Consider the following 15298-nt stretch of genomic DNA (forward strand, 5'->3'; position numbering starts at 1 on the left):
GGCCATGACGCGCCTCTATCCCCCGAAGATATGAGGTTCACCATGGACATGCTCGACACCGCTCTGCCGCGCCAGATTTGGCTCCCCGCCTTTCGCCGGCAGCGGATTTCAACGGAGATTCAGCTTGGAAAGTACGCCCAGCCGGGCGAGCACTCCACGCAGGACATCCACCGCCGTGTGGTATCCGCTGTCCTCGACGGCGATCCCCGGGCTGATGAGTTCTACGATCCGGTCCTGGAGCGCATGAACTCGTTCGAACTCCTCCCCGCTGGCCGCATTTTGGCTGGCGCTGGGTCAGAGCGCCAGGTCACCTGGATTAATTGCTTCGTGAACCGTCGCCTCGAGGATTCCATGGTCGGAATCATGGGCGACGGACTGCTCCGGATGAGCGTGACGCTGCAGCGCGGCGGCGGGATGGGTACGGACTTCAGTCCGATCCGTCCCAAGGGCGCGTATGTGGCAGGCACCGGAACACCGGCCTCGGGCGTGATCAGCTTCGCGCTGGTCTTCGACCAGGCCGGCAAGACGGTCGAGAGTGCGGGTGAGCGTCGCGGCGCCCAGATGGGCACCCTCCGCGCCGATCACCCGGACATTTTCGACTTCATCGACGCCAAACGCGTCCCTGGGCAGCTCCGAGGGCTCAATCTCTCGGTCCTTGTCACGGACGCTTTCATGGCGGCCATCAACGCGGACGCCGACTTCGACCTGGGACACCCGGTCCGGCCCTTCAACGAGGCAAGCATCGTCGAGGTGCAAACCCGGGACGGCCAGCCCTGGTACGTCTACAAGCGGGTCAAGGCGCGGGATCTCTGGGATCGCATCCTACGGGCAACCTACGCCTATGCCGAACCGGGCGTGATCTTCATTGATCGCGTCAACAGGCTTAACAATCTCTCGTACATCGAGAGCATTATCTCCGCCAACCCATGCGGAGAGCAAATGTTACCCGAGAACGGTGCATGCGTTCTTGGGCAGAACTGGCTCCCTATATTTGTGAGGAACGCCTTTACGCCTCAGGCATCATTTGACTTTGACGCCATGTCTGAGGCGGCCGGGTTGATGGTTCGTGTTCTGGACAACGTTATTGACCGGAGCCCGTTCCCTTGGCCCGAACAGCGGCAGGAAGCGCAAAACAAGCGTCGCATTGGCATCGGTACGCCGGGCGTCGCGAACTGCTTGATGATGCTGGGCCTGCGCTATGGCTCGAAGGACGCACTGAAGATGCTCGCCCGGATCAAACGGGCCCATCGAGATGCGGTCTATCGGGCGAGCGTGAACCTGGCGAAGGAGCGTGGGCCGTTTCCCATGTTCCAGGCGGAAGAGTTCCTATCCCGCCCATTCGTCAAGCGCCTGCCAGAGGACATCCGTGAGGGCATCGCCCTCCATGGTATCCGCAACGGTGTCCTTCTGTCGGAAGCACCCACCGGCACCACCGGCCTGTATGTCGGGAACCTGAGCAGCGGAATTGAACCGGTCTTTGCGTTCCGGTACATCCGCAACCGACGGGTTGGCGAAGACGTTGTCCCGGAAGAGGTCTACGACGCCGGATATGTCCTGTACTGCGACCTGCACGGTCTCGATCCTGCCGCGCCGGACACGCTGGAAAAGCTGCCGTCCTTTTTCGTGGACGCGCAGACACTAACAGCACGCGATCACGTGCTGACCCAGGCGGTGTGCCAACGGTACGTCGACTCCTCGATCTCGAAGACGGTGAACCTCCCTGAGGACACCAGCTTCGAGGCCTTCAAGGACGTCTACGACCTTGCGTTCGCGACTGGCTGCAAAGGATGCACCACGTACCGGCCCAACCCGGTTACGGGGAGCGTCCTCCAGGTGATGCCGACGGAGAAGAAGGAAGAGCCGACGCCCGCTGTGGCCGAGGTGATCCCGCCGGCACCGTCCATCACCACAAAGCTGCCGGACGAGCTGGAGAGCAAGAGGCTGAAGGTTCGGTTCAACGACCAGACCTTCTACCTGAACGTATCGCGCTTTCAGGAACCGTCTGGGCGGCTGCGAGCGGTCGAGGTGTTCGTATCGACCGACAGCCTGGCAGAAAGCGAACTCGCGACGGCCATGGCAAAGCTGCTCAGCCACATCCTGCGCTTCGACGCGGACCCACTTGGCGCTCTCGCCAAGCTGAAGTCCGTGTCAGGAACGGACGTGGCATGGGTTGGGGGAAGGATGTTCAGGGGACTCGTGAGCCTCATCGCTCACACGCTCGAAACCTACATCCTCTCCTTGGAAAGCACGGCGTCCTGCGAACCTGGCTGCAAGTGCCACTCCTCCCAATCCGCGGAGGAGCCAGCAAAGGCAGCTAGGAGCAAGGCCTCCACTCTCGCGGGGGCCACACGCTGCGCCAGCTGCGGAGAGATGTCCTGCATTAGAGACAACGGGTGCGAGCGTTGTCTCGCGTGCGGAACGGGAAAGTGCAGCTAAACGCCTAAGCAAGCGCCCGGTGGCCATTACGGACATCGGGCGCTTGCCCCATCCTAAGCCGCCAAATGGAAAAAACCGTCAGAATGATCGCCATAGGCGTCGTCTTTCCACGGCGCGGTGACATCCCCTCTCTTCGTACCCTATCCCCATGATGAACTCGCGCAAACTCCTGTGTCAGTCCCTGACGGCCGCTCTCCTGGCTGGGTCGATGGCGATGCCTGCGTCCGCCCAACAGCAGGGGGTCTTCCCATCCGCCTTCTTCGGCGACAGTGAACGAGGTTGGTTCTGGTACGAGGTCGAGCCCGAGCCAGAGCCTGAACCCGAGCCTCCGCCGCCCAAGAAGGAGGAGCCCCCGCCGGCACCTCCGGAACCCGCCCCAACACCCGTCGCCATGATGACGCCTCCGGCAGCCCCCGCGCAGCCGGAGCCGCCGCCTTTTGGGACGGCCGAGTGGATGCGCCAGAACCTTCCGAAATTCCGGGACCGGGCACTGGACGAGCCCACCGCCGAGAATGTGCGCGCTTACTTCTATCTCCAGAAAATCGCAGTCGATAAGGCGCAGGCCTTCACCGACATGCAGCAACGCGTCGTCATGGGTGATCCCATGCTCGACGAAGTCGGCCGCCGTCCGACCGCGACCTACGGCGCGAACCTTCAGAACCAGGTCGCCGGCGCCGCCACGGACGAGCAGCTCAAAGCCATCGCCCAGACCGCCGGGATCTTCTTCTTCTACCGCTCCGACTGCCAGTACTGCGACCGCCAGGCACCCGTGCTCGAGGCGATGGCGCGGAACTACGGCTTCGAGGTCGTCGCCATCTCCCTGGATGGGAAGCCCCTTCCAGGTGGGCACTTCCCGGATTGGCGGCCTGACACCGGCCAAGCCTCGAAGCTCAAGGTCGAGCGCACGCCGACCATGTTCCTGGTCAAGGCTCCCGACGGCTTCGTGGCGCTGGCTAACGGTGTCCTGTCCATGGAGGACCTGCGCCGTCGCATCCTGCTCGGCGCCGTCACTGCGGGCTGGATCGACGAGAAGAGCTTCGATCGCACCCGTCCCGTCGATGTCGTCCAGCAGCTGCCAGCCAAGCTGGACCCCGAGGCGGCCGGCATCACTGACCCCAACGCCCTCGTCGATTATCTCCGGTCCAAGGTGAGGAACTAGCCCGTGACATCACTGCATCGCTTTCTTCGGTCCAGCCTCCTCGCCGGATCCTGCGCTTTGGGACTGGTGGTCGGCATGGCCCAGCCGTCGCACGCCGGTGGCCTCAAAAACGAGATGGACAGCCTGTTCAACTCCATGAGCAACGTCACGGCACCCGGGGTATGGGAAACCCAGAGGCGCGGTGTGTTCTCCGGCGGCTCCGTCTCAGCCCGCAACCGCATCATCAATGAGAACCTGATCTCAGTCGTGCCTCCGTCCTTCGAGGCCGGGTGCGGTGGCATCGACCTGTTCGGCGGGTCCTTCAGCTTCATCAACGCCGACCAGTTCGTGCAGCTTATGCGCGGGGTGGCGGCGAACGCTGCAGGCTATGCCTTCCACCTGGCGCTCAGCACGATGGCGCCGGACGTGGCCCAGACCATCGAAATGATGCAGAAGAAGGTTCAGGAGCTGAACCAGTATTTCGGCAACTCCTGCCAGCTCGCCCAGGGCTTGGTCAACGATGTGACCAGCTCGTTTGATCTGAAGGGAAAGTCCAAGGCGAGCGTGATTGGCTCTATGGAGGGTGTGGGCGATATCTTCACCAGCTGGACCAGCTCGAACGGTAAGACCCCGAACACCAATGCGACCGAAGTGGCGCCTGGCAAGGTCAATGAGAAGATCCGCGGCAACCTCGTGTGGAGGGCAATGAAGCGGAACGGGGTGAGCGGCTGGTTTGCCTACGGCGACAACGAGCTGCTCGAAATCGCCATGAACATCACTGGCACCGTGATCGTCGGTGAGGACAAGCCGACGAAGGACAACGCTGCAGAAATGGCGCCCGAAGCCGTCCCCCTCAACACAAACCGCGTTACCATCCGCGACCTAATGGACGGTGGCAACATCACTATCATGGGGTGCCAGGACGGATACGATGAGGACGAGTGTAAGAAACTCGGTGAGAAGAACCTGAACGATGTGAAAGGCTTCCGGCATCTCGTGCTTGAGCGCCTGATCGGGAACAGTGGGCAGGTTGGGATCATTCAGAAGCTTGCGCGGCAGGCTGGCCCGCTGACCGCCGCGGACGCAGCCTTCCTCAGCCCCCGTAAGGACGGCTTGGCGTCCATGGTTATTCAGCTATCCAAGCACGGCGAGGAGGTCGCTACGGAGTTCGCCCGCGCTGCAGCCCCGCACCTTGCTCTTGAGCTTGCAGAAGTCGTGATCGACGGGCTGGCAACCTCTGTCGCCGCTACTGTCGGAACCAGCGACGACACCTACGCCAAGGATGTCCAAACGAAGGTTTCGGAAGCGAAGCGCCAGATTGAGGCCGAGAAGATCCGCTTCCGGACCGAGATGGGCAGCCGAACCGAAGTCATACAGTACTACACGAACCTGATGAGCGTGGCGCGCAAAGCCAGGCTGGCCATCGTTAACAGCTCTGCACGGAACTAAGATCATGGATTGGACAATTCACTCGATCGGTGACGCCGGGTTTCTTGCGGAAATCCTGAACGCCGTCGCAATGATCGTCGGAACCGGCGAGTTTGGTGCCGTTGCCCAGATTGGCCTCTTTCTGGGCGTTCTTTATATCTTCATTCAATCGGTCTTTGCAGGAGCACAAAAGATCGAATGGCAGAAGGCATTGGCGGCTTGGATCGTCTTCCAAGTCGTGTTCGGCTCCGGAGAAACGGTCATCATTGAGGATGCCTATACCGGACAGACGCATGTCGTCGACAACGTACCCCTCGGCGTGGCGGCCTCCGGATCGCTGATCTCGGAGATCGGCTACCAGATCACCTCATCCTTTGAGACCGGGTTCTCTAGCCCCGCCATGACGACACAGGGCTTTGGCAGTGGGATGGAGACGGTAAAGGCTATCCGCTACAATTCCCTGAACATGTCGAGCTTAGGGGCTGCCAACAACATTGGCGGAGGCAACTTCTGGCAGTCTTGGACCAACTATGTCCGCGAATGCACGAGCACCAAAGTAACTCTGGACGCTTCTGGAAAGACTCTCAACAGCATTGTTAATAACCCGAGCGTTCTCGCGGCTCTAGAGTTTTCAGACGTCAATTTCACGACGATGATTCAGGTATCGCCGACCCCTGAAACGCTGTCGTGCGCCGGCGCTTATATCAAGCTGAACACCTATACCCTCACAACATTCTTGCCCGCCTTCAAAACCATCATCCTATCGCGCGTGCTCGGCGTCGCTGCCAACGAGGCTGCCGTCACGATCAAGGTCCAGGATGCGCTCGACGGATTGGGTCTGGCGATCGACCAAAACGATCTCATCCTCTCGTCGGTTCTTGAACCCATTTTCAATGAAGGCATGTCGTTCCGCGCTGAAGACGACATGGACTTCAATTATGCCTCCGCCATCCGGGACGCAATGAAGCAGAGGGAGATGTCGTGGATGGCAGAAGCCTCGCTCTTCCAATCTATCGTCCACCCGATGCTGACCTTTCTGGAAGGCTTCGTCTACGCCGTGACGCCACTTATGGGGTTCCTGATCGTCCTCGGGCCGATGGGCCTGGCGGTCGCAGGCAAGTACATCCTGATGCTGATCTGGATCCAGCTCTGGATGCCCGTGCTGGCGATCACCAACTTCTACGCTCACTTCATCCTGGCTGGAAAGCTGGCCACCCTGTCCGCCACGGGCATGGACCTGACGTCGATCGTAGGCCTGTACCAGTCCGGTAACGAGATCCAGCGGTGGCTCTCCACGGCTCAGATGTTGGCGAGTTCCACGCCGGCACTGACCCTTATGCTGATCTACGGGTCGTCGGTGACGGCAACTCATCTGGCTGGTCGTCTCCAGGGTGGCGATCATGTCGACGAGAAGCGGATTGCGCCGGACCGGGTTAATGCATCTCCGATGATCATGAAAACGGCCCAGTTGTCGCACGATCCGACCCGCGGCGTTGGAGCGACCGGCGCCGCTGGTATGCTCCAGAGTTTCTCATTCAACAGCAGCAGATCCGATGCCGAAACCTCCGCCTGGGAATCTTCGCAATCATCGTCCAAGCGATTCTCAGAGTCCCTCTCTCAAGCCGTCACAAACAGCCTGTCACAGGGTCAGCGCGGCGGGCAAATGAGCATGTTCAAAGCGGGCACCGGAGCCGAACAGTCTGAGGTGCACCAAATGGTGATGCAGCGAGTACAAGGCTTGGCAGAGAAGCATAACATTACGGATAAAGAAGACTTGCAGCTAATGGCAAACGCCGTCGCAAGTGCCGCTCTTGGCGCGAACTATAGTCTGAAACGGTTTGGGAAGGCTCCGAAAGGATCGGGACCCGCTGCCACGCCGACTGATGTTGGCGGGACTGGCGCCAAGGCCGAGTTGGGGGGAAGCGGAAGCCTGACAGGCCTCTGGAACAACAGCACGGCTGCCGCCGTCGAAAGTGACATTCGAAACTCAATTGGCTCCGATCAAGCCTTCCAGAGCGCGTTCAAAACCTCTGCAATGAAGGAAATCAGCAACAACTATGAGACTAGCTTTGCTAAGGGTGTGAGTGTTGAGACCGGCAGCAAACTGGATCAGCAAGCGGACGAAGCAATAGCCTATCAGGAGAAGTATGCTCAACAGTCATCTCTGTCTCGGGGAAGCGGCACCGCTCAGGTCATGGATGGAGCCCAAGCCGCTACACGGGTGGCTGAATCCGGCGCTATGTCCACGTTGTACGCAGCAATCGAGCGCCGTCCCGGGATGCTTGGTGCGGTCAACAGCTTTATGGTTCAACGCCCCGACATCGCTAAAGCGTTTGGAGGTGATACGAACAAGGCGTGGGCCTACGCCGCGCTTGTTACACTGGACGGTCAGAACCCGAATGCAAGCACTCGAGACTCGCAGGAGCGGTCCGAACGGCACGACGATTTAGACAAAGTACTTAGCCAAGCACGCGGTCTGGAACAATCCGCCCCGAACGGCAGCAGTGTTGCAGGTATGTCTGCGTCTAACCGCGGAGTTCAAGAGAGAACTGCTAACGAATTGGAGCCGACGGGAGCCGTTCAGAGCCGGGTGACTAACTCGACGGGAAATATAAGCGTTCCTTCAGCTCCTCAGGTCCAAAGCAACGTCGAACAGGGGCTTGCAGCAAACGCGCAGGCCTCAAAACCATCCAATCAGGAGATAAAAGAACGGTCAGATAATTATAAGCTGGAGAATGAAGCGGAGCACGCTCGGCTTGCAGCTCCTTTGGCTGCTCACGTGCAGGCACATAGGGACGCTGTCACAAATGAGGTAACGCCGGTCGAGCCAAGCTCGCTTTGGGGCGGAACGCCATCAAGCCCCGCACTCCAACCGACCTCTCCGAATCTTTCCGCGCCAGTAAACGCTCCAACAGCAAAGCCGTCCATGAGGGCGCAAGGCACGAGCACCGTACCCGATACAGATCCTCAACCGGACCAGGAGCCCGCAGGTTCCAGTGGCAGTCATCCCGGCCCTTTAAGCCAAAGGTCAGCTCCTAATTAATAGGCCATATCGATCAACAACGGCTCGGTCACGTTCGTGACCGAGCCGCTTTCGTATGCGGGTGTTGGGGTAAGACAGTCATATCTTTGTCAGATCCGGACCAGGGACGGTCTCACGCGTGTCGTGATCTGACGCTTTTCGCCACGCTATGTCAGATACGGATCTTGCCAGCTGTTGCATTCCGATAAAGGTGTCGTACCATGACGGAAAGTTAGGCCCGCTGAACGAGATTTCTATTATGGACATCGGCTTCATGTTTGTAGCGCTGCTCGGGGCCCTCGGCATGGCTGGAGGCATGGTTGCAGCGTTGCTGATCTGCTTTCGTCTCTTGAAAGAGGCAATTAGCTGGGCACTGAACAAAGAAGTAAGGACGTATGTGGATGCACATCCGACCGATGTCTTCGTGCCTCTTGACATGATGCATAAGATGCATTTCGAGCCGAGCAGCGCCGAGTATCAGATGATGAACCCAAACTCAGCGGTGAACAGCGCCAGAACCTCGACATTTTCTGATTGATTTACCTAGCTTACGCCGTCGGGCTCAAAGCTCGATGAGCCCGACGGCATTGACATTTCGAGCACATTCCCCGTCACCCGTTTTTTCTCTGCAAAACGCTGCCTGCAGATCGGGCGGGTACTGTGCTGGCGCGTCTGCATCGGCGCACCACCTCGCAGCACCGCCCTCCTTGAACAAAGCCACTCTGCCGCTCTGGTCTGCTTATCAGCAGCGCAGGAACGTCATCCTAGGTTGCGAGGATGTGAGAACGAGTCCTGCTTCGGCCATTTCAAGGCCCAATCTCCGCTGTGTACCGCCAGTGTACGGCCAGTCGCACTTGCCCCGTCGATTCATACCGCAGCCGAGCCCTGTGTACCGCCAGTGTACGGCCAGTGAACGTCCAGTCGCACTTACCGTAGCCAAGTCCATTCCTGACCAGCGAGTAGATCGTTCACCGGCCGCTGGTCGGTGTAGGACTGGAGCCCCAGTCTGCCAGCCGGAGTGCGTCGGAGATCGCTTCATAGACAGCCCGAACCTTCGATCGAGCCTGCGCCTCCTTCGTCGAAACACCCCATAGGTCTGCTGCCATTACAGGGCTGGCGCATTTCACGGGTCGCAGCGTTTCGAGGAAGGACGGCATGTAGGATGGTAACAAGGCAATAGCCTCGCCGGCCGCAACCACGCGTTCGATCGAGCTCACCGACGGGGAGCGAAACAGCTTCGTCTTATTCACCCTGGCCAGCTGGTTCCATGGTCCCATGGCGGTGGGTAGGTCCAGACGCTCATATATAGTGAGCGTGGCCAAACGATAATCGGCAAGATCCTCGAACTTGCGTGGCTCACCGTGGCGAGCAGCGTACTGGTCGGTCATAAGCGGCACGAAACGGATACTCGCCAGCTTTCTCACCAGCTCATCAGCGCCCTTCGGAACGCTTGCTGATGGTACGAGCTGGAGGAGAATATCGTCCTTCTCCCCGCTCTCCTCAGACAGCAGTTCCACATCACTGAGGTCAATCCTAGCGATACGGTCGATGGACCGCTTGAAAGGCCCCATGCGGTGCGAGTTTACAATTGGAGTGAGGAGGGTGGAGATGAGCAAGTCGTTTGCTCGGATGCGAACTGGGTTGGCGTTGTCAGCGTCAGATGCCCAGGCTTGGACCTTCTGGGTTTGCGTCTCGATCTGAACGAGGATGTCCAGGAGGTCCGCGGCCTCATCCAGAATGCGTACGTTCGCGCCCGGGCCGCTGGATCGCTCCAGCAATGGACGTCCCAGGTCTTTTTCCAACGTAACGATGCGACGGCTTACCGTCGCCTGATCCTTTCCAAGTACCCCGCCGGCGCCCCGAAAGCTCCCGGTTCTTATGACCGCCAGCAGGTAGCGGAGGTCGTTCCAATCGAATTCCAAGTCGCTCACGATGGCTCCCCAACCCCCATTCAGCCGCAGCGCCACGATGCCACAAACGAATTCTTATCCCTATCCATAAAATTTTAGTTTATGCAGTTTTGCGGCCTATTGATGCAGAAATACGTTCTTTATTTTAGGAGGGGATTGTGGCATTTTTTGGCTAGGACAAATTTGAGCTATTTGCTCAGGTGATCCGCAGGCTGCGTTTTAACGACCCAGTTAGAAAGTCGTCCAAAAGTATCCATCAGAGAAAGATCCCTGATTTTATAGGCTTAGGCTGCCCTTCTGCAATGCAGGGCGGCTTTTTTGTTGTCGTATCGCCTTTGCGACCGGTTTTTTTCTACCTCTTTTGGTTTTTTATGCTTGATCGGTTAGCTTCCTAAGGGGTATACCCATCCGCAAGACAAGTTCACTACAGCAAGGCGCGGCCGCCATGACCCACTTCCGGATTTTATACCAGGGCGACCGCTCCCCCTTCTCGGTTGCCAAGCGTTGCTTCGCGAAGGCTGTGGTGGCGACCAGCTTAGCGGCAGCTTCGCTTCAACCAGGTGAGGCTTGGTCCCTGGATCTTGCTGGGACGGCCTGGGAGACGGCGGCAGTGGGGCAGGGGATCGACCCTTATCTGCTCTTTTCCGTCGCCCTGGTCGAGAGCGGCAAATTCGAACAACGGTATGCCCGTCCGTGGCCATTCGCATTGAACTCGCCAAGTGGCAATTTCTATGGGCGCAACCGTACTGAGGCCGAGCAGCGTTTGGCTTCGCTGCCTGTCGCGGAGCGCAAGCGTACTGCGGTCGGCATGATGCAGATCTATGTGTCTGCCCACGCACACCGCGTCACCAATCTTTCCGACCTGCTCGATCCTGCAACGAACCTGAGACTGGGAGCGAGCATCCTTCGCGAAGGGATCGCCTCCAAACCCGGCGATCTTGAGTGGGGTATCGGTCGATACAACGCATGGCAGGTCGAGAACGAGCCCGTCGCGCGAAAGTACGGACGCCGGGTCCTCAAAGTTTACCAGAAATTGAAACGCCTCTCGGGGCGAGACGGCCTATCCGTCGCCTCTCTATGGAATTGAGGGCCGGATAGGACCGCCCGCTTCCGGAAAAGAGCGTCATCACCAACATCAAGTATTTGGCATCGGCCGGGCCGATGGTCAGGGGAGAGTGGATCATGGTTGAGGCGATTGTCCGTGAGAAGTTGAAGGAATGCGAGACCTTCGAACTGATGGTCAACCTTATCCGTCGTCGCGGTCGTTCTACGGTTGTCGCTTCCATCACGGGATATTCGAAGGCAACAGTGAGGAAGCTTTACAAAGACCTCCACGACGGGTGCTCTCCTCCGTCTGGTCTTCTTCCCGAACCCACCGGCATCGTTCGTACTCGCAAAGATGTTCGTGAGGCATCGCTGCTTATGAGCCTGTACCGTAACGAAGCAGCAGTGGACACCGAAACCACGTATGATGTCGCCGCGCTGATCAGGGCCTTCGATGCTTATCTCATTGTTCGCACCGAGTATGATGTTTCCCCGAACACCTGCCTCGATATCAATGACGCGTTGATCCTTGCCCGTGAAATGCGCATGGAGTCCGCAAAAATGCATTTGTGCGGTTGCGGTCAGCATTTCCTTGTTGTTGAGGGCCAGTTGCTGAAGCCCTTCTGTCCGTTCTGCACTGGTCAGGGTGGGACCAAGAACCGCAGGACCAAGGCTCTCACGCAACGAGAAACCGCTGATTTGAACCAGGTCGCTGAGGACAATGTCGCTGGATGTTGCGCATCTGTTGATTTGGATACCTCTTCGACCGAACCCGTCGAAGATCCGACTGCTGAAGCGGAGCCTGTTGACGCTGTAATCTCAACAAACATCGAATTCACACCGGGCACTGTCGGTACCGTGGCTGCGGATTTGAACACCGAGACGGCGGCAGAGGCATCGACGGCTTCCGAAGTCAGTCAAGCTGTTGGGTTCGCACGCCCAGCCAACGATAACGTTCAAGGCGAAAGCTTTACGCAGCGCGTGGTGGCTGCGCTAAACCCAGCCAATGCCGCAGTTGGCATCGAACCGGTTGACGCGCCGGCAATAGTCGCTGCCAAAAGCGCATCCAACTTTGCTCGTCAAATGATTGCCGGCGGATCTACACGACATCCTAGCCGCCAGCGGTTCGGCTTTTCACGGCTTGCTGTCTCACGATGCAGTGTTCAGCGTCGTCAGATCCGGAACCCAGCGCGTGCTTTTGAGGTCGGGCATCAGCCCATCGTTACAACACCCCGCTCACCGGAGCTACCCGCGGCCACACGGTACCTTACAAGCGCCCGGTCGTCGCCGCTATTTGGTCACCGGATGCTTGGCAACGCACATCCTGGGTCCTGGAACACGGTGACACGCTGCTCAGCAGCCGACCATAATCCAACCTCTGTCCCGATTGCCTCGCGATGTTCCAGCCTAGTGGCGCCGCTGAACTGGCGAGCTGTGGACGGTACTGCTTCCTGGGGTGATGGCCGAGGCAACCCCTGGCAGTCCAAAGCATGTGTGACGTACCCGGCGCGGGCTGTGCCCCGACCGTTTCCGATCACGCCGTCCCGAATGGATCGAAGAGCACTTCCGCTGGACACTTTGTCTATCCGTTTGACTGGATAGCGTGGTTCGGCCGGTCCAATCCTGTCGTCCGTACGCTCAACACCGCACTTATTCAGCGGCCGCAGTCGTGTGTCGGCTCGAACGATCTATTCTGATGATCTGAGCTTACAACACCCGCGATTTGCGCAAGCAATCGGGGACGGTTTGCGTGCCTGTTCGACACCTCGTCTCGTTTGCACGTCTCATCAGCGCTGGGCGGCGCTGGGAGTGGTGTTGGCTTACACCAGTTAACTCAATCCTACGGTAGCAAGAACCGGGTCGCAGAGCGGCCACGGCTTGGGGAACCATGCCGGACACAAAAACCTGTCCGGAGGACCGCAGCCATGTCCGCACTGAAGAACAAGACAGCGATCATAACGGGAGCCAGTTCCGGGATCGGCTATGCCACGGCAAGGCTGTTTGCGACAGAGGGAGCAAGCGTTGTTGTCACCGCTCGTCGTCCTGAGGCGCTGAACAGCCTGGTCTCCGAGATTGAGAAGTCTGGCGGCCGTGCCGTCGCCGTTGTAGGGGACATTCGTGAGGAGAGCCTTGCACGCGCCCTCGTCGAGACCGCGGTGGATCGCTTCGGAGGCCTCGATATCGCCTTCAACAACGCCGGAACCAACGGGGAGATGGGACCGACACCGGGCGTCTCCCTTGCCGGCTGGGAGGAGACACTGGCAACCAATCTCACCGCTGCGTTTCTGGGCGCGAAGTACCAGTTGCCGGCCATGGCGGAGCGGGGCGGTGGCTCTGTGATCTTCACCTCGTCCTTCGTCGGCTACACCGCCGGCATGCCCGGGGCGGCGGCCTATGCGGCGAGCAAAGCCGGGCTTATCGGGCTCACCCAGGCGCTTGCTGTTGAGTTCGGGCCGAAAGGGATTCGTGTAAACGCACTCCTGCCGGGCGGGACCGATACTCCCTTGGCCGCGGCTTGGGTTCAGACACCCGAAGCGCTCGCTTTTGTCGAAGGCCTGCATGCGCTTAAGCGGCGGGCGGTGCCGGAGGAGATTGCGCACTCGGCCCTTTACCTCGCATCCAGCGCATCTAGCTTCACTACCGGAGCTGCGCTCCTGGCCGACGGCGGCGTATCGATCAACCGTACCTGAACCAGGCCTGCGCAGTTAGGTTGGGGCGTGCCGTTGGGTCGATGCGAGCTCGCGCTCATGGGGCCGCCCCAGCCTCGTCCTGTTAGGCGTTAGACACTGCGGGAGGGAACCATGCTCATGCTGCCCCTACCACCCAACCCAATGAACCCGTTGGGCGTCGTCTCGGGCGCGATCGCCACAACGGCTACCTTGGCCGGGCTCGGCGTTGGAGTGGCACTCGGCGCGGGTTTGCTGGCTGTCGGCGCTGTTCTGTTCCGCGACCGAACAATGGACAGCGTTCGTACCTCCAGCCGCTACCGGGACTTCCCGTCCAGGCGAGATCCCGAGCCGCCGCCCTTTACGTCGACGGCAACCGGCGCCTCTGGCCCTCCGTCAGGCAACGCAGGGTCCATGTCCACGTAGGGACCACGCCGCGAGCGGATCGGGCGAAACGAGCGAGACGATCATGGAGCCGGGATCTCTCGAAGCGGCCAACACGCCTTTGCCCGTTACCAGAACTCTCAGCTGGGGCCGTCGAGCCTCAAACACACACTGGCTGTACCAGATCGGCTTTGATGGCCAGGACCGCCCTGTTCGCTTCGAGGTGACCGGGAACAGAGGCGAGGTTCCGGCTCTGGTCATTGCATGGCGCACTGCCGACAGAAGGTGGATTGGGCAATACCGCTACTCCACGGGATCGGCACTTGCTCACTTGGCACCTGAGGACATTGAGATGGTCGATCTTGCCGCCAGAATGGCGCTCATCTGCGCGAGCGGACGTTCAGACACTGGGAAGGGGGTGCGGACTGCAGGGACACCGCTCACCTTGCAGGCAGGCTCAATCGACCCGTCCCAGGACGTATCGGACCGTCTGGCCGGTGAGCGCGCCCGCACCGTACAGGAGCACTACGGTGCCTCCACCGATCATCGCATAGGCGGTGAACCAGTCGAGGGTCTCCAGCGCCCTCGTCATACCGAGATCGTGCATCGCGCTCATCTGCAGGGCGATTGGGAGCTGGAGCATGACGAAGGTGGCCTTCGGATCTCCCGCCGACAGCCCGAGGGCGATGCAGGCCAATGACGCGGCGACGTAAACGCCGCTCAGTACGAGCCCTGTGATGCTGATCCTATGTTGCGGCGTAGCAGGTTCTCTCATGCTCTGTCTCCATGTGCTGGGCAGCGGCGACCGTCCAAGCGTCTGTCCATTCTGGACAGCGGGCGTACCGGTTTTCTGAACTCGCAGGCTTAAAGCCGTATGGACCAGAGCTAGATCCGCCGGATGCCAGGGTCATCCGGGAGCCTTTCAGGGCATTCAGCGGTTCTCTCCGTCCGCCTAGTGGCTCCTGCCGCAGCGTTTCCTAACCAGAGAGGTGGAAAGACGCCGCAGCGGCAGGAGCCTCGTCAGACACAGACCAACGATCACTCCGTTCCCATGAGGCTGGCCAGCCCCTTGGACCGGAGCTTCTTCCGTTTCTCCTCGGCCGACGGAGGTGGAGGCGGGGGCGGAGTCAACGCCATGGCAGGGACCGCGCCCGCCTGTGCACCAAGGAAGGCGCCTGATTGCACCTGGCGTTCATAGGCCAGACCGAGCTGGGCCAGCACGCGTATCCGTTCCGCTCGATCCCGTGTAGGTGTCCGGTCCAACTCTGCG

10 protein-coding genes are annotated in these 15298 nt (G+C 59.7%); 8 read left to right on the top strand and 2 right to left on the bottom strand.

Translation table 11 applies throughout. The annotated features are described in order from the left end of the window. Nucleotides 1–42 precede the first annotated feature (42 nt). The 5 genes from JUB11_RS23810 to JUB11_RS23830 all read left to right on the top strand — a co-directional run bounded on the left by JUB11_RS23810 (nt 43) and on the right by JUB11_RS23830 (nt 8562). Entirely contained in the window at nt 43–2436 is a 2394-nt protein-coding gene (locus JUB11_RS23810; RefSeq protein ID WP_207461277.1) for an adenosylcobalamin-dependent ribonucleoside-diphosphate reductase, read from the top strand. A gap of 151 nt (nt 2437–2587) precedes the next feature. Next, nucleotides 2588–3595 (top strand): conjugal transfer protein TraF, encoded by a 1008-nt coding sequence (gene traF / locus JUB11_RS23815; protein WP_282189155.1) that lies wholly within the window; start codon nt 2588–2590, stop codon nt 3593–3595. A gap of 3 nt (nt 3596–3598) precedes the next feature. After that, the gene (locus JUB11_RS23820; protein WP_207461279.1) at nt 3599–5023 is read left to right on the top strand and encodes a conjugal transfer protein TraH; all 1425 of its coding nucleotides are present in this window, start codon (nt 3599–3601) and stop codon (nt 5021–5023) included. A gap of 4 nt (nt 5024–5027) precedes the next feature. Continuing rightward, complete coding sequence (locus tag JUB11_RS23825) at nt 5028–8045, top strand: conjugal transfer protein TraG N-terminal domain-containing protein (RefSeq protein WP_207461280.1); 3018 nt, start codon at nt 5028–5030, stop codon at nt 8043–8045. A 238-nt stretch (nt 8046–8283) separates the two neighbouring features. Beyond that, on the top strand, nt 8284–8562 hold the full coding sequence (locus JUB11_RS23830) for a hypothetical protein (protein ID WP_207461281.1): 279 nt from the start codon (nt 8284–8286) through the stop codon (nt 8560–8562). 430 nt (nt 8563–8992) lie between these two features. Here the strand turns inward: JUB11_RS23830 and JUB11_RS23835 are convergent, their stop codons facing one another. Next, on the bottom strand, nt 8993–9955 hold the full coding sequence (locus tag JUB11_RS23835; protein WP_207461282.1) for a LysR family transcriptional regulator: 963 nt from the start codon (nt 9953–9955) through the stop codon (nt 8993–8995). A 424-nt stretch (nt 9956–10379) separates the two neighbouring features. On the opposite strand from JUB11_RS23835, the gene JUB11_RS23840 reads away from it, so the two are divergent. The 3 genes from JUB11_RS23840 to JUB11_RS23850 all read left to right on the top strand — a co-directional run bounded on the left by JUB11_RS23840 (nt 10380) and on the right by JUB11_RS23850 (nt 13668). Next, the gene (locus JUB11_RS23840) at nt 10380–11021 is read left to right on the top strand and encodes a transglycosylase SLT domain-containing protein (protein WP_207461283.1); all 642 of its coding nucleotides are present in this window, start codon (nt 10380–10382) and stop codon (nt 11019–11021) included. Nucleotides 11022–11116: 95 nt separating this feature from the next. After that, nucleotides 11117–12580, top strand: a complete 1464-nt coding sequence (locus JUB11_RS23845; protein ID WP_207461284.1) for a FlhC family transcriptional regulator — start codon at nt 11117–11119, stop codon at nt 12578–12580. Nucleotides 12581–12903: 323 nt separating this feature from the next. Then, nucleotides 12904–13668 (top strand): SDR family oxidoreductase, encoded by a 765-nt coding sequence (locus JUB11_RS23850; protein ID WP_207461285.1) that lies wholly within the window; start codon nt 12904–12906, stop codon nt 13666–13668. A gap of 817 nt (nt 13669–14485) precedes the next feature. On the opposite strand, the gene JUB11_RS23855 is transcribed toward JUB11_RS23850, so the two are convergent. After that, nucleotides 14486–14803: a hypothetical protein gene (locus tag JUB11_RS23855; RefSeq protein WP_207461286.1), complete on the bottom strand. Its 318-nt coding sequence runs from the start codon at nt 14801–14803 to the stop codon at nt 14486–14488. Nucleotides 14804–15298: the final 495 nt, after the last annotated feature.

The sequence above is a fragment of the Azospirillum sp. SYSU D00513 genome (assembly GCF_017356015.1).
Classification (GTDB): Bacteria; Pseudomonadota; Alphaproteobacteria; order Azospirillales; family Azospirillaceae; genus Azospirillum.

What these genes read in the sequence shown, in the direction of transcription:
- JUB11_RS23810 (WP_207461277.1), top strand. Translation starts at nt 43, where the DNA reads ATGGACATGCTCGACACCGCTCTGCCGCGCCAGATTTGGCTCCCCGCC.
- JUB11_RS23840 (WP_207461283.1), top strand. Translation starts at nt 10,380, where the DNA reads ATGACCCACTTCCGGATTTTATACCAGGGCGACCGCTCCCCCTTCTCG.
- JUB11_RS23845 (WP_207461284.1), top strand. Translation starts at nt 11,117, where the DNA reads ATGGTTGAGGCGATTGTCCGTGAGAAGTTGAAGGAATGCGAGACCTTC.
- JUB11_RS23850 (WP_207461285.1), top strand. Translation starts at nt 12,904, where the DNA reads ATGTCCGCACTGAAGAACAAGACAGCGATCATAACGGGAGCCAGTTCC.
- traF (WP_282189155.1), top strand. Translation starts at nt 2,588, where the DNA reads ATGAACTCGCGCAAACTCCTGTGTCAGTCCCTGACGGCCGCTCTCCTG.
- JUB11_RS23855 (WP_207461286.1), bottom strand. Translation starts at nt 14,803, where the DNA reads ATGAGAGAACCTGCTACGCCGCAACATAGGATCAGCATCACAGGGCTC.
- JUB11_RS23825 (WP_207461280.1), top strand. Translation starts at nt 5,028, where the DNA reads ATGGATTGGACAATTCACTCGATCGGTGACGCCGGGTTTCTTGCGGAA.
- JUB11_RS23830 (WP_207461281.1), top strand. Translation starts at nt 8,284, where the DNA reads ATGGACATCGGCTTCATGTTTGTAGCGCTGCTCGGGGCCCTCGGCATG.